General features: G+C 52.4%; 26 protein-coding genes and 2 pseudogenes. 9 read left to right on the forward strand and 19 right to left on the reverse strand.

What is annotated here, in order from left to right; genetic code table 11:
• Nucleotides 1–45 precede the first annotated feature (45 nt).
• The 4 genes and pseudogenes from DS878_RS14370 to DS878_RS14390 all read right to left on the reverse strand — a co-directional run bounded on the left by DS878_RS14370 (nt 46) and on the right by DS878_RS14390 (nt 2,056).
• Nucleotides 46–537 (reverse strand): hypothetical protein, encoded by a 492-nt coding sequence (locus tag DS878_RS14370; protein ID WP_113816595.1) that lies wholly within the window; start codon nt 535–537, stop codon nt 46–48.
• Between the two features lie 180 nt (nt 538–717).
• Nucleotides 718–885: pseudogene (locus tag DS878_RS15660) on the reverse strand (glutathione S-transferase N-terminal domain-containing protein); the annotation flags it as partial.
• Between the two features lie 45 nt (nt 886–930).
• Entirely contained in the window at nt 931–1,215 is a 285-nt protein-coding gene (locus tag DS878_RS14380; RefSeq protein WP_113816597.1) for a hypothetical protein, read from the reverse strand.
• Nucleotides 1,216–1,729: 514 nt separating this feature from the next.
• Nucleotides 1,730–2,056 (reverse strand): GFA family protein, encoded by a 327-nt coding sequence (locus tag DS878_RS14390; RefSeq protein WP_261977908.1) that lies wholly within the window; start codon nt 2,054–2,056, stop codon nt 1,730–1,732.
• Between DS878_RS14390 and DS878_RS15665 the strand changes: the two genes are divergently transcribed.
• A complete protein-coding gene (locus DS878_RS15665; protein ID WP_261977909.1) occupies nt 2,012–2,170 on the forward strand; it encodes a hypothetical protein in 159 nt (52 codons plus the stop codon). The two genes, DS878_RS14390 and DS878_RS15665, sit on opposite strands and share 45 nt — an antisense overlap.
• A 105-nt stretch (nt 2,171–2,275) precedes the next feature.
• On the opposite strand, the gene DS878_RS15540 is transcribed toward DS878_RS15665, so the two are convergent.
• The 5 genes from DS878_RS15540 to DS878_RS14420 all read right to left on the reverse strand — a co-directional run bounded on the left by DS878_RS15540 (nt 2,276) and on the right by DS878_RS14420 (nt 4,507).
• Nucleotides 2,276–2,506, reverse strand: a complete 231-nt coding sequence (locus DS878_RS15540; protein ID WP_113816599.1) for a DUF6434 domain-containing protein — start codon at nt 2,504–2,506, stop codon at nt 2,276–2,278.
• A gap of 18 nt (nt 2,507–2,524) precedes the next feature.
• Nucleotides 2,525–2,926, reverse strand: coding sequence for a hypothetical protein (locus DS878_RS14400; RefSeq protein ID WP_113816600.1), 402 nt, complete (start codon nt 2,924–2,926; stop codon nt 2,525–2,527).
• 460 nt (nt 2,927–3,386) lie between these two features.
• Nucleotides 3,387–3,782, reverse strand: coding sequence for a hypothetical protein (locus DS878_RS14410; protein WP_113816601.1), 396 nt, complete (start codon nt 3,780–3,782; stop codon nt 3,387–3,389).
• A gap of 177 nt (nt 3,783–3,959) precedes the next feature.
• Nucleotides 3,960–4,262 (reverse strand): type II toxin-antitoxin system RelE/ParE family toxin, encoded by a 303-nt coding sequence (locus DS878_RS14415; RefSeq protein ID WP_113816602.1) that lies wholly within the window; start codon nt 4,260–4,262, stop codon nt 3,960–3,962.
• Entirely contained in the window at nt 4,250–4,507 is a 258-nt protein-coding gene (locus DS878_RS14420; protein WP_113816603.1) for a type II toxin-antitoxin system Phd/YefM family antitoxin, read from the reverse strand. Before DS878_RS14420 ends, DS878_RS14415 begins: the two co-directional genes overlap by 13 nt.
• A gap of 169 nt (nt 4,508–4,676) precedes the next feature.
• On the opposite strand from DS878_RS14420, the pseudogene DS878_RS14425 reads away from it, so the two are divergent.
• Both DS878_RS14425 and DS878_RS14430 read left to right on the forward strand, forming a co-directional pair.
• Nucleotides 4,677–5,511 (forward strand): annotated as a pseudogene (locus tag DS878_RS14425) (transposase); the annotation flags it as partial.
• A gap of 537 nt (nt 5,512–6,048) precedes the next feature.
• Nucleotides 6,049–6,738, forward strand: coding sequence for a GntR family transcriptional regulator (locus tag DS878_RS14430; protein ID WP_113816604.1), 690 nt, complete (start codon nt 6,049–6,051; stop codon nt 6,736–6,738).
• Here the strand turns inward: DS878_RS14430 and DS878_RS14435 are convergent.
• From DS878_RS14435 to DS878_RS15745, 3 genes are all read right to left on the reverse strand, one after another.
• Nucleotides 6,725–7,405 (reverse strand): sensor histidine kinase, encoded by a 681-nt coding sequence (locus DS878_RS14435; RefSeq protein WP_148707083.1) that lies wholly within the window; start codon nt 7,403–7,405, stop codon nt 6,725–6,727. The genes DS878_RS14430 and DS878_RS14435 overlap by 14 nt on opposite strands.
• Nucleotides 7,406–7,465: 60 nt before the next feature.
• On the reverse strand, nt 7,466–7,591 hold the full coding sequence (locus DS878_RS15670) for a hypothetical protein (RefSeq protein ID WP_261977870.1): 126 nt from the start codon (nt 7,589–7,591) through the stop codon (nt 7,466–7,468).
• A 150-nt stretch (nt 7,592–7,741) separates the two neighbouring features.
• Entirely contained in the window at nt 7,742–7,855 is a 114-nt protein-coding gene (locus DS878_RS15745; RefSeq protein WP_410003484.1) for a PAS domain-containing protein, read from the reverse strand.
• A 278-nt stretch (nt 7,856–8,133) separates the two neighbouring features.
• Here DS878_RS15745 and DS878_RS14445 point away from each other — a divergent pair, with 278 nt between their 5' ends.
• The 6 genes from DS878_RS14445 to DS878_RS14470 all read left to right on the forward strand — a co-directional run bounded on the left by DS878_RS14445 (nt 8,134) and on the right by DS878_RS14470 (nt 13,814).
• The gene (locus DS878_RS14445) at nt 8,134–8,988 is read left to right on the forward strand and encodes an ABC transporter ATP-binding protein (protein WP_113816607.1); all 855 of its coding nucleotides are present in this window, start codon (nt 8,134–8,136) and stop codon (nt 8,986–8,988) included.
• A gap of 57 nt (nt 8,989–9,045) precedes the next feature.
• Nucleotides 9,046–10,089: an ABC transporter substrate-binding protein gene (locus tag DS878_RS14450; RefSeq protein ID WP_222837473.1), complete on the forward strand. Its 1,044-nt coding sequence runs from the start codon at nt 9,046–9,048 to the stop codon at nt 10,087–10,089.
• Nucleotides 10,086–10,862 (forward strand): ABC transporter permease, encoded by a 777-nt coding sequence (locus DS878_RS14455; RefSeq protein WP_113816608.1) that lies wholly within the window; start codon nt 10,086–10,088, stop codon nt 10,860–10,862. The genes DS878_RS14450 and DS878_RS14455 overlap by 4 nt, the downstream gene beginning before the upstream one ends.
• Nucleotides 10,859–11,629, forward strand: coding sequence for an ABC transporter permease (locus DS878_RS14460; RefSeq protein ID WP_113816609.1), 771 nt, complete (start codon nt 10,859–10,861; stop codon nt 11,627–11,629). The genes DS878_RS14455 and DS878_RS14460 overlap by 4 nt, the downstream gene beginning before the upstream one ends.
• Nucleotides 11,630–11,672: 43 nt before the next feature.
• Nucleotides 11,673–12,716 carry a hypothetical protein gene (locus DS878_RS14465; protein WP_113816610.1) on the forward strand — a complete coding sequence of 348 codons (1,044 nt, stop codon included), beginning with the start codon at nt 11,673–11,675 and terminating at the stop codon, nt 12,714–12,716.
• A 216-nt stretch (nt 12,717–12,932) separates the two neighbouring features.
• Nucleotides 12,933–13,814 carry a TauD/TfdA dioxygenase family protein gene (locus DS878_RS14470; protein WP_113816611.1) on the forward strand — a complete coding sequence of 294 codons (882 nt, stop codon included), beginning with the start codon at nt 12,933–12,935 and terminating at the stop codon, nt 13,812–13,814.
• Nucleotides 13,815–13,885: 71 nt separating this feature from the next.
• On the opposite strand, the gene DS878_RS14475 is transcribed toward DS878_RS14470, so the two are convergent.
• From DS878_RS14475 to DS878_RS14505, 7 genes are all read right to left on the reverse strand, one after another.
• Nucleotides 13,886–14,260: a hypothetical protein gene (locus DS878_RS14475; protein ID WP_113816612.1), complete on the reverse strand. Its 375-nt coding sequence runs from the start codon at nt 14,258–14,260 to the stop codon at nt 13,886–13,888.
• A gap of 42 nt (nt 14,261–14,302) precedes the next feature.
• Nucleotides 14,303–15,013, reverse strand: a complete 711-nt coding sequence (locus tag DS878_RS14480; protein ID WP_187298801.1) for an aspartate/glutamate racemase family protein — start codon at nt 15,011–15,013, stop codon at nt 14,303–14,305.
• 107 nt (nt 15,014–15,120) lie between these two features.
• Nucleotides 15,121–15,480 carry a hypothetical protein gene (locus DS878_RS14485; RefSeq protein WP_148707084.1) on the reverse strand — a complete coding sequence of 120 codons (360 nt, stop codon included), beginning with the start codon at nt 15,478–15,480 and terminating at the stop codon, nt 15,121–15,123.
• A 95-nt stretch (nt 15,481–15,575) separates the two neighbouring features.
• Nucleotides 15,576–15,905 (reverse strand): hypothetical protein, encoded by a 330-nt coding sequence (locus DS878_RS14490; RefSeq protein WP_113816615.1) that lies wholly within the window; start codon nt 15,903–15,905, stop codon nt 15,576–15,578.
• Nucleotides 15,906–15,985: 80 nt separating this feature from the next.
• Nucleotides 15,986–16,333, reverse strand: a complete 348-nt coding sequence (locus DS878_RS14495) for a hypothetical protein (RefSeq protein ID WP_113816616.1) — start codon at nt 16,331–16,333, stop codon at nt 15,986–15,988.
• A gap of 81 nt (nt 16,334–16,414) precedes the next feature.
• Nucleotides 16,415–16,939: a hypothetical protein gene (locus DS878_RS14500; protein ID WP_113816617.1), complete on the reverse strand. Its 525-nt coding sequence runs from the start codon at nt 16,937–16,939 to the stop codon at nt 16,415–16,417.
• Between the two features lie 94 nt (nt 16,940–17,033).
• Entirely contained in the window at nt 17,034–17,369 is a 336-nt protein-coding gene (locus DS878_RS14505) for a hypothetical protein (RefSeq protein WP_113816618.1), read from the reverse strand.
• Nucleotides 17,370–17,444: the final 75 nt, after the last annotated feature.

The raw sequence follows: 17,444 nt of genomic DNA on the forward strand, positions 1-17,444 counted from the left end.
GCCTCGAAAAATCTTGCATCCCGCTTGAGCTGGTCGTTATATAATTTACAAATACGCATTTAAATAGAAATAAAGAGGGAGAACTGCGATACCAAAAGTTATAACCATTCCGAAAAAACCCGGTTTGACCAGATAGCTTTTCTCCGGTTTTCTGGGGTTATAAAATACGTCTACAGTGCCATCATCATTTTCTTTGATGTTGTTTAACTGCCCTTTAATCAGGAATCTGGCATTATGAGATGCAACGATTACCCATGGTGACACTCGCTTTCCCTGGTACGTTTTCTCAGAAACCTGATATACATACAGGGAATCAGCTTTATAATCCTGAAACGACAAACCCATTGTCGTAGAGCCCCACTCCTCAACAGAAGCACTTTTCAGAAAACCCTTTGCTACCGGCCACTGCGTTATAAGAACCTGCCTTAAAAAAGAGTATAAACACACAACGAACGCATAAATTACTACAAAAAAAAGTACTCCCTGCTTTTCTCCTTCAGTGGCAAGTACCCACATATCCTTTGCATATTCAACCATGTTTTTTTGATTACCTATTACATAAGGCCAGCAAAGCGCAGTTAGCGGTCAGAGTCGTCAATATCGAAAACTTTAGTGGCTACCGGCAGGGAATTCCACTACTTCATCACCTTCCTGCCAGGGTTGAAACCTGATCATGGCCTGCAGAAACACTTCACCCTGTTGCCGGTATTCCAGCTGCAGCGCCCACACCAGTATTTCCCGGCTTTCCTCGATAACGGGTCTCGCCGGCTTGTTTCGAAGCACTACCTCCCGCAGCTCCACCTTCTGCCCGGCAAACAAAATACCGAGCCGGGCGCGCATAGCGTAAGGACAACGACGAAAGGAATACAAACGAGGCAAAGACATTATTCTTCCCAACTGGAGCTCAAGGCGACGGCCCGACAGGCAGGTTCAGTTGCGGCCCTCCGACGGGAACAGTAACCCTACAGGTTGCTCCGGTGTCAGCTGGAACTTATGGCGCAGGTTTTCGGATTTCTGAGAGACTGTAATGTGCAGTCTCCGGGAAGACTCCGACTTGCCAAACAGATCCACATGAAAACTCAGTGGTGTCATCGCTAGGCCTGCTTGCTGAAATTGTTCGGTGCCTCGACTGGCGAAAAGCCCGTTGGTGATCAATGGAGGCGAAGCCGCAATGGCAAAGCCCTCGCCGTGGCTGGCATGGTTATGAACGCTCACATGCTGAACTGATAGCAGCGCTCATTTCGGAAAGCGTACGTCCATCAGCGATTTCGATAAAAGATGATATGCCAAGCCAGATCATCCAGGCACCCGCTATTGGGACAAGGTAGCCCATCAGCTTCGGTATTTTCGCCCGCCTTCCGCTGCACTTCCTGAATATGCCAGACCATGGAATGTCAGAGGGTGGATAAAAATCGTGCCCTCTGCTCCTGATACTAAAATAGAGAAAATACAGTGAGCCAATGGCGAAAGTACCTGGCAGCACAAAACAGAATACAAGCAGACCAAGAAGCGATGCATTAATCCCAAGCAAAAATGCACACTCCGTGTTATCCAGGAAGGACACATATGCGGCAAACGCCATTGCCACCAGCGCCGGAGTCAAAAACGGAAAATAGAATTTAATACCTCGAACCATAAATTACCCGATTTTATAACGCTGAAATAAGCGGTGGCCCGACAGGAGGAGCCAGTGGAGGCCGCCAACAGCCACTGGTTATATGATGGTAGCTCAATCTGGTAGCCCCTCGAACTCTGGCACTTCCCCTAACCCCCCATCCCAAACAGCTTTGCTGGATGAAAAGATATGCGCTGTTGGCGCCATAGATATTTCAGTATCCAAGCATCCTGCGGGAACGACGAGCAAGCCTGGGATCTGAGTGTTTGGCAATGCTGAGCCACACAGTTTACAAAAGCTTTTGGTATGACGGGTGCCTGGAAGCGTAAAGGAAGTCACAGCACCTGCACCCGACCGCCAGACCAATTTAGCTGATTGTGAGAACAGGTTTGCCGCATGAGCCGAACCCGTATCTTTTTGGCAATGCTGACAATGACACAGGTAAAAGCTATCGAAGTCACCTTTTACTTCAAAGCTCACAGTGCCACACAGACAAGAACCGAAGTGATCAGTCATCAAAATCCCTACCATGGCCGGTGGATGAAATACACATAACGCTTGCATAAACGGCGCCCGACTAGGGCGCCCGGTGGAGGAATAACCTTGATGGTCTTGCTATGAGGCGGATTCAGACTCAACAGCAACAAACACATCCGAACTCTACCCTTTTCTTTTACTTCGTTTCTGCCACTCTATGGCCACCTCGCCCATTGTTTTGGCCTCTCCGTTCTTTATCCAAGCCATGAATTCCCGGTTAAATCTGAAATCAGGCCCGCAATTTTCCTGCAGAAATCGGCGCACATTCTGCGTATTCCGATATGTGCTCGTCACCGGAGTGCTTTCAGTAATGTGATCACTATGCCAGTCAAAAGCACTCTCTTGCTCTGCCACCTTTTATCCCTCATAACGCTAAGCACTGCGGAGCGCTTTAACGCGTCCGATGATGTGACTGGTTAGCTGTGCTCCGAGCCCCGCAAAAACTGTACTGTAGAGCACAAGGAAAACATCATTTTTAACCAACGCCATTGTGTTCAGTAACTTGTATAGGATATCGAACTCTTTCCCCAGGAATGCAAAGCCCATCAATGTGCTGAAAAACAAAAATACACCTAGAATGGAATGCACAATGACATAGAGTACGTGCCTATCTTTCAGCGAACCAATCCATGAACAAGCAAGCCCAGAAACAAGGTAGGCGAAAATTGCCATTCCAATGGACCAAAAATACGGAGTGTAGGCGTGCTCTGGCTTTGCAGGGGTGGCTTGCACCAGAACCAAACATGCAAGAATGAAGTAAAAGATCCTTACCATGAAATCACCTAACGCAGAGCGCACCGGTGCCCTTGACGCAGCGAAGCGGAGGTTTTGGCATCCGGTGCATGGCTTGATTATGTGGTTTAGCCGGCCTCATTAACGTAAATCTTGTATTCTCTTTTGCGATCATCGACTGCAAGCATGTACTTCCGCTCACCAGCCGGCCAGAGAAACTTGAGCGAACTCATCCTTTCTAACTCAACGTTGTGTGAAGCCAATCGACCTCAATGTCACAACCTTGGCGGTGGATATGCTCCAGCTCATCGATCACATAGCCTCCATCAACGTAGTTCATCAAGCTGGTGAAGCTATGGCCAAAATTGTGAATAGCCGAATAGATATTCTTATATTTCACGACCGTGGACCCACCTAACGCTTTTGCTTAGCGGCGCCCCGACAAGGGCGTCCGGTGGAGGCCCATCGGGCCGGAACGAATTTGATGCACTGGTTAAGCGTATTACACCCATCCTCTCAGCTTAGCAGTGATGTATGGCGCAAGGACCGTTGCTACAAGAACAACAGGCCAGATGTTGCCACCCTTGAATGTGTAGACCTCGATCAACTCGTACCACGACTTGCCTTGCCAAAGCCCGAACGAAAACTCAAAAATGAGTGTAAGAACGAGCCAACCCACTCCGACGATACAGAGCACGACGGGGCGACGTATATGCAGCCATGGAAGGGAATAGTACGCTACGCCAATAATTATGGCTGACAGCAACAAGCCGCTAAGCATGAGCGCTGCCGGAGTTCCAAAGCCTGGTACAAGTACCGTTTCTCGCAGCACTCCATTGACAACAGCTAAAGCCAGGATGCCAACCCAAATCACCAAAGCTTTTAAAGTGACTACCATCAGAATTGCCTGCTCTCAAAACGCCTAACGCCGTTGTTCGGCGGCCGCTGGAAGGGGTCCGGTGGAGGGCCCAAAAGGCCAGGAGCGACCTGCAACACCTTGTATAGCTAACGCAAAGCGCACAGGTGACTTTGATGTAGCGAAGCGGAGACAAAGGCATCCGTGTGGCGCGCCTGGTTAGCTGTTTCCAAGCATGTAAGCCCTGAGCTGCCGCTCCTCTCGCATGACATAGAGGACGAGAACACGCTTCCCATCCTCACGATAGAAAATGCGACACGGTTGAACCACTAACTCGCTGTATACCGAATCAGGGAGCTCGGGAGGAATCCTTCCGGATTGGGGAAAATTCTCCAAACGCCCGGTCTTATCGAAAATTTTTTGGACCAGATGACTTGCTGCAGCAGGATTATCCAGAGCGATGTACTCAGCAATGGCATCCAATTCCTGAAGGGCGGGCTCTGTCCAGATTACTTCAGCCATTTACCCATTTTCTCCCTGGCCTCACTTTGGCTGTACGTTCTTCCCTCAAGTACAGCACGCTCTCCCCGCGAGAGCCCCTCAAGCAGCTCAAGTCGGCGCTGCATAAACTCGTAATCTTGCACATCAACTAGGTATGCGGACGGCTGACCGTGCTCCGTGATCAGTACCGGCTCTTTAGACAAGTGCAGATCTGCCAGAATCTTTGTGGCTTGGCGCTTGAGGCTCGTAACAAGCTCAACCTTCATGGACTCACCCTGAATCAGACTGATAGTGGCACTATAGTATCACTCTCCGGACGGCGCAAAAACAGCTAACGCTTCGCTAATGTGCCCCGCCTTCGGGGTCACCATTGAGCGGCTTGATACTGATTGAGCCTTCTCCCCTGCCCGGCGGTTACCCGCTAAGCTGGAAGGCGACCAACAAGGCGAGGTGTTGTTGCACAAAGAAATCAAAGCCCGACCGGAACCACTACTGGCACTGCTCGAACCCTTTCGAGATGACCTTGTGATCGGCGTTGAATGCATGCACTGCTGGCACTGGATCTCGGATCTGTGTGAGGAGTACGGCATCCACTTTATCCTGGGCCACACGCGACCTGCTGCGCCGACGCACCCGCATCGTCCAGCATGGTGCCATGCTCAAGGCCCATGTCGTGAATACCGTGAGCCAGTACAACCTGCCGCCCAGCAAAGCCAACCTCAACAACCCGGGCGGCCGGTCACAGCTCACCTCAGCTTTTAGCGATCCGGACGTTCAACGTAACGTCGATCTGGATCTCGCTATCGTCGACAGCTATCAGCACGAACTCAAAAAACTCGAATGGCACCTGGAACAGCAAGCCAAACAACACGACCCCGCCTCGCTCACTGTGCTGAGAACCATTCCAGGTGTGGGCCGCATTCTCGCGCTGACGATTCTTTACGAAGTCGGCGATATTCAACGCTTCGAATCCGTTCAGAAACTTGCCTCCTACGCTCGCCTGGTGAAGTGCAAAGCGGAGTCTGCCGGCAAGGTCTACGGCACTCAGGGCAATAAAATTGGTAATGCCCATCTGAAGTGGGCCTTCTCGGAAGCCGCCGTACTGTTTATCCGTAACAACGACAAGGCCAAACGCTACGTCGAAAAACTCCAGAGGCGAATGAATAAACCCAAGGCCCTGTCCGCATTGGCGCACAAGTTGGGACGAGCGGTATGCTTCATGCTCAAAGACAAGAGGGTGTTCGATGAACAACGATTCCTGAAAGGTTAGTCACGCCACGGGCTGAGCATGATGTCTGACTGGATCAGAAGGGATGACCGTGGAGACTGCGAGTCCGCTGATTGGCACCCGATGCCAAAGCAGTTTTTTGTCACCGATGTTGAAGCCAGAGCGACTTGATTAGCCAGCCCGTGGGCGTGCTTTAATACCATGAGCCAGTGCGCTTACACCGTTCCTGAGCCTGAAACTAACTGGAGCCATGCAGCCCGACGCTTGAATAGCACCAGTGACCGGTTAACCGATGAATGTCTGGTGCTCCTTGACCCACTGATGGACCGACCGGTCACGCAGTGGCCTAAAGCCACGTAAGAGAGCCCCTATATGTGTTTGCTGTAAGTGCCTGACAACTCGACGAGACTAGCGAAGCAGGCGTTCTCGCTCATGGGTTTAAATTGGCCGCTGGCGCGGCTAAAAAAAGACTATTGCCTATTGATTCCGAGAAGGCTCATATGTGAAAATCTGAACGGTTAAAGGCCTCCTCAGCATTTCTTGAATACATAAATGCACCATCTATGAAATGCACCATCTATGAACATAAACACCAGTCAAGGGAAAGATGAGGTTGCCACCACCACGCTGGCAGAACGCCTGCGTCATCAACTTGAACAACTCATCACTACTGCGGAGCTTCGGCCAGGTACCAGGTTGGACGAACAAGAAATCGCCCAGCGCTTTCAGGTGTCACGAACACCTGTGCGTGAGGCGTTACGTCTCCTGGCCGCGCAGCATCTGGTTACGCTGCGAGGCAGGCAAGGGGCTGTGGTCAGACAAATCGACACCCATGCTCTGATCGATATGTTCGTTGTGATGGCGGAACTTGAGGGTTTGTGCGCCCGTCTAGCCTGTCGCCGAATGACCCCTGAAACGCTGAAAAAAATTCAGCTCCTTCATGACCGTTTGCGTCAGACCTCAGAAACGGGCGATATCGATCTATTTTTTGAGGTAAATCGCGAATTTCATGAGGCGATCTACGATGCTTCGTGCAATGCCTTCCTTGCTGAACAAACACGCGTGCTGCGCAATCGAGTAGCGGCTTACCGCCGGCGTATGAGCCTGATGCCAGGACGCGTTCACCATACGCTGGCACAACATCAAGCAATCATTGATGCGTTCCGTTCACAGGACGCCGACTTGTCATACAAAGCAATGCACGATCACGTTAACTTGGCCGGTGACGATCTCATGGACTTCCTTGCGTGGAACTCTACGCCGTCGTGAATGTTGCCGCCGCTCCGGTCACCATAACTCCGCGCTTTTCGAACAGCCTCGTGATCAGCGGCACTAGCATTGCGTCGTCTATGTAGAGAAAGTGCAGAGTGCGCTTTGTTGGCATTGAGATTGCCCGCGTCTGTTTATCTAGTTCTGGATAGGAAACTTCGGCATCGCCATCCAGCACAAGCAGATAACCAGTAAAGGTCGAGCCTTTTCCCTGCTGACTGCACGCCTGCAACAGACCTCCATGACTTTGCACGATGCCATGGGCAACAGACAGCCCCAATCCGGTGCCCTGCCCGACCGGCTTCGTGGTAAAAAATGGCTCGAAAATCCGGGCCAGCATGGCTGTATCCATGCCCGGTCCATCGCCCTGGACACTCATCCGAAGCGCTCCGCAGGGCCACTCAAGTTCCTTGTTCAGTGTCGCTGTTTGGCCTTGGTCCAGGAGGTCCTCTGCGCTGATCATGTCCACTCGGATATCTATGCGACCCGGGTTCGCCCCCATCGCCTGCACGGCGTTGGTGATCAGATTGATCAACACCTGCGCCATCTGCGTAGGATCGACTAAGACTAAAGGCAGACTGGAGTCACAACTCAGCTCCACCTTGATTCTTGCTGGCAGCGTCGCGCGTAGCAGGCCCATAGACTCGTCGATGACAGATTTCAACATGATCACGCTGCGCTCGACCGGCTGTCGGCGGCTGAAGGAAAGAATCTGTTGGACCAGCGCTCAGGCTCGGGCTGCAGCCTTACGAATCTCCTCCACACTTTCCAGAGCTCGTATGCTCAAACCTACGTCTTGTCGGGCCAGTTCAGCGTTGCCTAGAATTGCTGCAATGATGTTGTTGAACATCATGCGCAATCCCTCCTGCCAGCGTACCAATGGCTTCCATCTTTTGCGATTCGCGTAGCTGCGTTTCAAGCAGTGCGTGCTTTTTGGCTGCCTGTGTGCGTTCGGTGATGTCAAAGATGATCCCCACCAAGAACCGTTCACCGGAGCTCTCAATCAGCCATGTTTTGCGCGTGACAATAGTTCGCAGAAGGCCTGATTGGCCAATATGATGCGATGCTCACAGTCCTTTACAAATATGGGATCTCCAGCCATGTCGAGGACAGTCATGGCACGGTTACGCTCGTCGCGCAGTGTCCGCAAGGGACTCAAGCACCAAATTGGCTCCTTAACTGGTGTTTATGTTCATAGATGGTGCCATTTATGTATTCAAGAAATGCTGAGAAGGCCTTTGACCGTTCAGATTTTCAGAGGAAACGGCCCTTCAAGTAGAAATTCTTTGTAAGAAGTGCGCTTCATCCCGCAAATTTTAAGGGATTACTTGTACTGAACTAGGCTGGCACGCCGATTGCTTGTTTTCAATAAACGCCTTTGTGGAAACAAGATTCATGGATATGTATACATGCGATTCAATGCCGTCGTCTCGTTCGGAGGGAAGTGCCCGTTCGAAGCTGCTGAGCCTGGCAGGGATGAGCAAATCCTACTCGCCGACTGTTTGCGCCTTGAATGGGCTGGACTTGTCGATAGAGCCTGGTGAGTTCATCACTGTTGTTGGGCCCAGTGGGTGCGGCAAGAGCACGTTGTTTAACATCGTCGCAGGCCTTGAGGAGCCGGACGCAGGCTCTGAAATTCGGTTTCTCAATAAACCGGTGAATAAGGCCTCGGAGCTGTTGGGCCAGGTCTCGTTCATGCCTCAGCGAGATCTGCTTTTGCCGTGGCGCACCGTGATCGACAACGCCATCCTGGCCATCGAGCTGGAAGGCAAGCGCCGCGCCGATGCGCGTCGAATAGCGTTGGACATGCTTCCTGAGTTCGGTCTGGCCGGCTTTGAGAACCAATACCCGAATCAACTTTCGGGAGGGATGCGTCAACGCGTGGCATTGATGCGCACGTTTCTGTTCGGGCGTGACTTGATGTTGTTGGACGAACCCTTTGGGGCTCTGGACGCACTCACCCGAACCATGATGCAGCGCTGGTTACTTGATGTCTGGCAGAAGCATCGTCGCACCATCATGTTCATCACCCACGATGTGGAGGAGGCCTTGTTTCTTGGCGACCGGGTGCTGGTTATGACGGCCCGGCCAGGCCGAATCAAACTTGAGCTGCCGGTGACACTCGACCGCCCGCGGGAGCCCGACATCGTCACCTCGCCCGAGTTCATTCGCCTCAAGCGCGAACTGCTCATCGCAATTGAGGAGGAGAGCCGCAAGTCCTTCGCGCCCACCCCATCCGCCGGACATTGACAGGCCTCCTCCAGTGCAATTTCAGTCTTTCAACCAACCCGAAAGGAACACCTCATCATGATCTTAAGTCTTCTTCCCTTGATCAAGAAACGCGGCCTGCTGGTCGCCATGTTGACCGTCGTTCTCGGCAGCACGCTGATGGTTTCGGCCCCGAGCGTCAACGCACAGGAACTCACCGAAGCTTCATTGCGCCTCAAGTGGCTGCCACAGGCGCAATTCGCAGGCTATTACTACGCTCATGCCAAGGGCTACTACCGTGAGGAAGGCATTGATTTAACGTTGAACCCGGGCGGCCCCAATTTGGTGGCAGAGAATTTGGTGGCCTCGGGTGCAGACACCTTCGGCATCTCTGGTGGTTCTGACAGCTTGCTGGCTGCGGTCGACAAAGGCATGCCCTTGGTCTCCGTCGGTGTCTCGCACCAGATCACCCCCTTTGTTTTTGTTTCTCGAAAAGACGGCCCGGTCAAGACCCTTCAGGATTTCAAGGGCAAGAAGGCTATGGTCTGGTTCACCGGTGGCAACTACGTTCTTTTCGGCATGTTGAACAACGCAGGAATCGACAGAAGCGAGTTGACGATCCTGCCTCAGCAATCCAGCGTAACGCCGTTCATCAATGGCGACGTGGATGTGATTGCCGCGATGTCGTTCAACGAGCTTTACACCATCAAGCAGCAGATTGGTGAAGACAAACTGCGGCTGTTCAAGTCCGAGGACTTTGGTATGACGTTCCCCCGCGACACGCTGATTGTCACGAAGAAGACGGCACAAGAGAAGCCTGAGCTGGTCAAAGCGTTCCTTCGGGCATCTATTCGAGGCTGGCACGATGCGATGGCCAACCCCAAGGAGGCTATAGACCTGGTGATGCAGGCGGCACCCACACTGAATCGGGAACACCAAGAGTTCATGATGCAGGAGTCGTACCGCCTGATGACTGCAGGCAAAGCGAAGACAGAAGGCATCTACTGGATCGACGAGGCCTCCTTGAAGTCTGCTCATGACTTCTTGCTGAAGAACAAGGTACTGAGCAAACCCGTCCCAATCGCTACGGCGTTCGACGGGAGCTTTCTGAAGTCGATTCCAATTGAGCTTCGCAACCCATGAATGTTGCGCGCGACCTCTTGAAGCATCTCTGTGAGGCGTTGCTTCGCGGCGCTCTCACGGTGCTCACCATGGCGGTTGTATGGGAGCTCGTGGTGCGGGTCGGCGGTGTTCCGTCGTACTACCTTCCCAGCCTGGTCGACGTATTGGCCGCTGTGACTGTGGCACCCGGCGCCTACGTCGACAGTGCGCTTCGCACCATTGCTGAGACTGTGCTGGGCTTCGCGGGTGGCGCCGTCTTCGGCGTGCTGATCGGTGTGGCCTTCTTCCAGTGGAAAGCCCTTCGCGACTACCTCTTCCCCATGTTCGTGATCTCGCAAACCATTCCGGTTATTGCCTTTGGGGCGGTGGTTGTTCTTTGGTTTGGCAACACGTTGTGGGCGAAGGCTGTTATTGCCTTCTACATGACGTTTTTCCCGGTCACGGTGAACACCTTGCAAGGGTTGAATGCGGTAGATCCCCGTCAGGTCGCCTTGTTGCGTAGCTTCGGTGCAAATGCTTGGCAACTGCTCACTCGCCTGCGCTTGCCCGCAGCGCTGCCTCAGATCTTCGTGGCGCTCAAGCTGGGGGCCACTCTAAGCCTGTTGGGGGCGATCGCAGGCGAATGGTTCGGCGACAGCGTGGGTGTTGGCGTATTGCTTTTGCACGCCATGTACAACGAACAGATTCCCGCACTTTGGGCCGCCATATTCCTGGCCGGGGCCATTGGAACGTTGCTTTACGCGGTGATGAGCTACATCGAAACACGCTTTGTTTTCTGGCGAGATGAACTATGAAAATCCATCAATGGCTAGGGCACACCTTCACGCTGGAGCGCCGCCGAGCGGCATTCGGTCTGATCGCTGTGGCCCTGATCTGGGAAGGTCTCGTGCGTTTTCTAGACGTACCTGCCTATGTCATGCCGACCATGAGTGCCGTGCTGGAAACCATGTTGGCGCAACGCCAAGTGCTCGCGAGCAATGCATGGACGACGGTGATCGAAGCGCTCGCGGGGTTCTTCATGGGTAGCGCGATTGGCGTGATGGTCGCGGTATTCGTCGTGTCCATCCCGCTTGTTCGCCGCTTCGTATTACCCGCGCTCATGACGATCAACTCTGTTCCTGTGGTGGCTTATGCCCCATTGGTCTTACTGTGGTTCGGCACCGGAATCGAATCCAAGATTGCCTTGGTCACGCTGGCAGTGGGTTTCACCGTGATGCTGCATGCCATATCCGGGTTGGATCAGGTTGATCCCAAGGCAGTGGCATTGTTGAGAAGCTTTGGCGCCGACAAGGCGGCAATTCTTTGGCGCCTGAAACTGCCCACGGCAGCGCCGTTGATCGCCACGGGTATGCGTGTGGCGACAGTGCGCAGCGTGATCATCGCCATCGTCACCGAGATGTTGGGCTCTGCCAGCGGCCTTGGGTGGACGATATATCAAGGCGTTTTACAGATCGACTTCGTGCAAGTCTGGTCAGGCATTTTTGCTGCCTCTGCCGTCAGTCTGATCTTTTTCAGCCTTATCGCCGCATTGGAGCGGCACATCATCTTCTGGAAATCGTAGGCCGATCTCGACGGCTTGCTCCATCAACAAGGAGTTTTCAAACGTGAGTCACAACAACCCTATCGACCTCGTTCACTTATTCACTGAAGAACTTAAGCTCTGCAAGCTGCAACCTCAAGAAGTGATGGTCGTTCTCAGCGGTCCACAAAGCCGATCCGACTATGTGAACGCGTTTATGCGCGCAGGTCGGGAACTCGGGGCGGAAGTGTTCCGCCTTGACTTGCCTGAAGCGCCCGCAGTGCTGGGTGGTGCGCAGCAGGCAGCCAATCGCAGTCTGCTGACGGGACACCAATCGGCTTTGGACACCCTCAAGCGCGCGCATCTGGTGATCGATTTGTTGGGACTGCTGCATTCGCCTGAGCAAATTGAGATTCAGCGTGCCGGTGCCCGTGTTCTCATGGTGGCGGAGCCACCAGACATTCTGGCCAGAATGTTTCCGCGCGCGGGTCAGCGCTCACGGGTGGAGGCCGGGGCACGCCGCCTTGCAGGGGCCAAGTCATTGCGGTTCACCAATGCGGCAGGCACTGACATGCGCTACACCCTCGGCCAATACGCGCCCATTGATCAGTATGGCTACACCGATGAACCTGGTCGTTGGGACAATTTCCCAGGAAGCTTTGTCTACACATGGCCCAATGAGGGCCAGAGCGAAGGGGTGATCGTTTTGCAGGAAGGGGACATTCTTCTGCCCTTTAAAGAGTATGTCCGTTCCGAGGTGCGCATCGAAGTTGAAAAAGGGTTCATCGTCTCGGTCTCTGGCGGTTTCGACGCCTGGCACATGCGGCAATACCTCCAAAGCTGGAACGATCCAGCGGCCTATGCCATGGCACACATCGGCTGGGGGCTTGATGAGTCGGCGTTGTGGCATGCCATGACGATGATGAACAAACAAACCTCCGTGGGGCAGGATGCTCGCGCCTTCTACGGCAACGTCTTGTGGTCCACAGGACCCAACACCGACGTAGGTGGACAACGCAACACACCAGCGCACCTTGATATCGCGATGCGCGAGGCCAGTCTGTACCTGGACGACGAACCTATTCTCCTAAAAGGACAACTGGTGACGCCGGACATGGCCATCGCATAGACAGGAAATGAACCAAGCGAGTCGTTCTGCTCCTCAGTCTGTTGCGACGGTTCAACGCCGCGCAGACGGCGTACAACCGGCGTGGCGTGGGTTGGCAGGTCGAGGCATTTTCAAGGCCCCACTACAGCCCTTCGCGAGCGCGTCGAAAGCGATGAGCCGAGAGTGGACAACGAGCACAAAAGCCGATGAACTCAAACACAAAGAAAGGAAGAACCGATGGAACTGACAATCACGCCTTTGCACAGCGATCCGCGCTTTGCAGCAGAAGTGAACGGCCTCAATCTCGCTGCCGGCGTTGACGACGATGTGATCAAAGCGATCGAACTCGCACTGGACAAACACGGCGTGCTGATTCTTCGCAATCAGCATCTCGACCCCGGGCAACAAATCGACTTCACCAAGCGCTTTGGCCCGCTGGAATACGGGTTCAACAAGATGCTCAATAAGAGTGAGTCGCGGCTCAAGCACATTGAGATCGCCGACATATCTAACGTCACCGACGACGGCAAGATTGCAGACCGGAATCACCGCCGAATCGTCAACAACATGGCGAACCAGCTGTGGCACAGCGATGTGTCATTCCAGAATCCGCCAGCACGATTCTCAATGCTGTACTCAGTGCTCAATCCCAGTTGGGGTGGTGAAACTGAATTTGCTGACATGCGGGCAGCCTACGACGATCTGGAACCGCGCCTCAAGCAGCATATTGCTGAACTGCAGGCCGAGCACTTCTCGCTTCACTCGCGGTTTGTTCTCGGTGACACGCAATACACGCAAGATCAGATTGATGCGATCCCCAAGGCGCGCTGGCCCTTGGTTAGAATCCACCCGGGATCGGGCCGACCACTGCTGTTCATCGGCGCCCACGCCAGCCATGTCGTGGATATGCCAGTGGCCGAAGGCCGCGTATTGCTCACAGATCTTCTGGAGCAGGCCACGCAGCCTGCCCATGTATACCGTCATCAATGGCAAACGGGTGACTTTGTGATCTGGGACAACCGGGCCGTTTTGCACCGAGGTCGGCGATATGACTTGGCTGAACGTCGAGAACTGCGCCGAACGACGACGATGGACGTGGGGCAAGATCACCCTAAGTGACGCCACCTCGAAAGCCTGCATATGTCCAGGCAATGATGTGGGGGAAGTCCAACGTCCGGTTGACCGCCTTGTTATGTCTTTTTTCCAAACCAATACTCCCGGGCTTCAGCTTCTCTGGAGGAATAATCGACGGTGTCCCAATAATAGGAATACCTCGTCAATATATCCTTGACGTCTAATTCGGGCGCCTCAAGCAGTTCTCTCATGACATCAATATCTTCAGGTAGAACGTATTGGGCTTGGGCATTCGAGAGCTGATCAAGCACACCTTTAACTTGGTCGGCCAAACCGTCTGCTTGTCGTTGTGGTCCCAATTGTTTGCAATCGACCAGTTGCTGCTCAATTGATTCGGCCTGGTCTTGAACATGCCAAGGGCTATCAATTTCTCCTCGTTTCCAAGATGACAGTAGAAGGAGGAGTTCTCTCTTGGCATTCTCTAAGGTCAATCCACAACTCCCCACACATAACACTGAACGAAGCGGCGCGTCTCACGCGTCCGCCTTCCGTGACTTGTTATCTGAGGTTTCCATTGAGGCTCGGTAAATGGCATCAATGTGGACCAAAGCACTGTCAACGTATTTGAACCCGCATTCATACCCATCGAAGGCCACGAAGAGATCTGTGCCAGCAAGAACAACGGCTTGAGCACCTTGTTCGTCACACATCTTCCTGCCAGCCTGGAATATAGTCTCTCTTTGGTCTTCGTTTGCAGCACCAGAAACAGCAATGCTCATGTAGGCTTCATGAACTTTGTTTAGGCTATTGCCGGGCGGAACAACAACTTCGGTCTCTCGAAAACTATCGAACAGCCGCGTCTCCATGACCACCTTGTTACCCAAAACACCCACCCTTGTGTAGCCGTTTCGAATTAACGAGCTTTCGAGTCCAGACAACGCATCGATGATGGGAATGGGTGACACTCTCTTCAGTTCGGAAATGCAAAAATGTCCAGCTATTGACGTCACTGCCAATGCCTCGGCACCAGCCGCACTCAAACGATTAGCCATTACTTCAAATATCCTGACCTGCGCATCAACATTGCCAGCCTGAATGTTGCGTATCAAATCGCTCGCTTGGGCATGGCAAATCGTCAGCTCCATACGGCTATCACCATCTGATGCCTGATCAGCTTTCACTAGGTTACGATAATAGAACTCGGTTGCAGCTGGTCCGATACCACCGATTAGTCCAATGTGCATAGATACCTCCATGTGGTGAGTTCTTGCGCGCCTACGGAATGGAGCCGAAGGCGCAATGTAGTAGGCGTCGCCGTGCCTGCACTGGTTGTGTTTTGATGCCCGACGGTTCATATCACTTCCAGAGAGCCATCTGGGTAAGTAACGTTGATGCTCTCGTATTGCGAAACCTCTGTATGGAAGAAGAGCGAAACATCACCAGTTAAAGCTACCTTCAGAATCAGCGGCGATTCGTTGCTGATTGAAATGACAGTTTTCCGGGGCACATGAATAACCCCTTCGGTAGTTACCCACTCACCGTCAAACCAAAGACCACGGACACAAGAAACTTCGCCTTCTAACCTATGAAGGGCCTGCATCACGGCCCCTTCTTCAAAGGTAACTTGGGCATCATAAGGGCCGACGGAGATTTGGTTAACCTCTTGTCCAATTAGATCTCGCCAGTGCGATTCTTCAGGTAGCTCGTACATATCTCACGAAACATAACGCCGCCAACAACGGCCGAGCGTAGCGAGATCCAGCGCACGTAGTGCGCGATGCTGCTTGGCCTTGTTAAATGGCTTGTTCATTGCTGCATGTAGCCTTTGAATTCTTGAAGGCTGTTTGCAATTTTAATTGCTGTATCTGGCGCCATGCCTATACACGGCATGTAGAACACCTCGCCTGATTCATTTACAACCAAAAGCTCATTGCCACCATTGCCACCATTGCCACCGAATGTAAGAAAGCCAGGAACGTATTCGGATAGCTGATAATCGCGATTAAACTCTTCCAGTTCTTCCGGACGCCACAAGACATACCACTCTGGCTCTACTGAGAGTTCACCTTCGATGAAGCCCTCATCTATCCAAGACTTCAAAACTTGTTTAATAGTGTCGAAATTCATGTTTGCCATTTAACGCCCAGTTCACTCGCAGCGCGTACGCTGTCAAGTGCAACTGTTTGTTAGCTGCGTTTACCTGATTAAAACCAAAACTAGACATTGTAGACTTTAATATGCGCACCCACGAACCGCAATACAACATACCTGTCATCTAACGTGTTTATTGTTATAACTATCACGCTCTCATACTGATCAACACTTAACAACAAACTAGGAATTCCCAGGTTAATTTCTAATTCTCCGTATTTCTCCTGACCATGTATTTTACTTTCTCCTTCGATCCAGGAATCAATAGTCAAATTGCATTTTTTGTCTACATGTTGGTTATTTTTGGAATATGACTCAAAGGTTATAGATATTTTCTTTCCCGCAGAATCATAAGAGAAACCAACCACTAGCTCGTCTGCAAAAGAGTATTCTATGGTGTCTAAAATGATCATATAGTTTAAGTATCCAGAGCGTAGGTTCTACAGCTAACGCCGAAATAAGCGGCGGCCCGTCAGGGACGTCCGGTGGACGGCCTATCGGCCGGGAACGAACTTAATTGACTGGTTAGTCAACACGGATCGAGCGCTCCGCTTTAGAGAACCATCCGAGCCATGATCCTGGCTTGATGACCAAGTAAAGGCCAATCGCGAATTGAACCAACGAGCCGCCAAAATACATCGAACTTTCCATCGGTTCCGAGTTGCCATGGGAAATTCGGATAGCGCTGTCACAACGAAGTACAGACCTATGAGCTGGAAAAGGAGTTGTGGAGAAAACCCTTCAGTAGTTTCAATTGGGTCAGCTGGGACTTTTCGAATGATCGAGTTGGCAACCAAGATCATCCCCACCGCAGCGATTAACCCTATGGCGATGAAAATTGCGACCAAATAGATAAGGAAATTTTGGGTCGAGCTGGTTTCCAATAGCTCTGTGTAGGTTGAAACATAGACGCTGATCGTTGGGGCATACCAAAGAATGTTGAACACCAGATAAAGGGCAAAGAATTTTATCGCCACTACCGTAATCCCTTGAGGTGTCATAGAACTCCCTTCATTCATGTGACTAACGCCTTTGTTCAGCGGTGCCCTTGTAGCGCAGCGAAAAGGGCACCCGGTGTAGGGCCGGAGGCCCGGAACGTACTGGAACTACTTGTTAAGTGACCTCACTCCATAGATCGAGCAAATCTGCGTAATGAGCTGCCACTGATGTCGTTTTCCCTTCGCTAGAGACATTGGCCACCTCAAGAACGCCAAACACCTCAACTATAGCCTCGAATTCCCTTTGCTGAAGCACTACCCGAAACAAATCAGTTTCCTTTCCACCTTGGTGCTTCTCAGGCTTTTCTATTGGGCCTTGCTCAATGATGGCCTGCAACTTATTCGCGATCCTAGGATGCGCTGGACGAACCACATCAATGGTTTCTTCTATCACTGACCTGCCAAACACATTTGCCGCCTTAGCTAACTCTCTATATTCGGACTGATTCATCGTGGGCACTTAACGCCAATATTCAGCGGCGGCCTCTACGCAGCGAAGCGGAGAAAAGGCCGTCCGGTGGAGGCC

It is taken from the genome of Marinobacter sp. F3R11 (assembly GCF_003318275.1).
In the GTDB taxonomy this organism is placed as follows: domain Bacteria; phylum Pseudomonadota; class Gammaproteobacteria; order Pseudomonadales; family Oleiphilaceae; genus Marinobacter.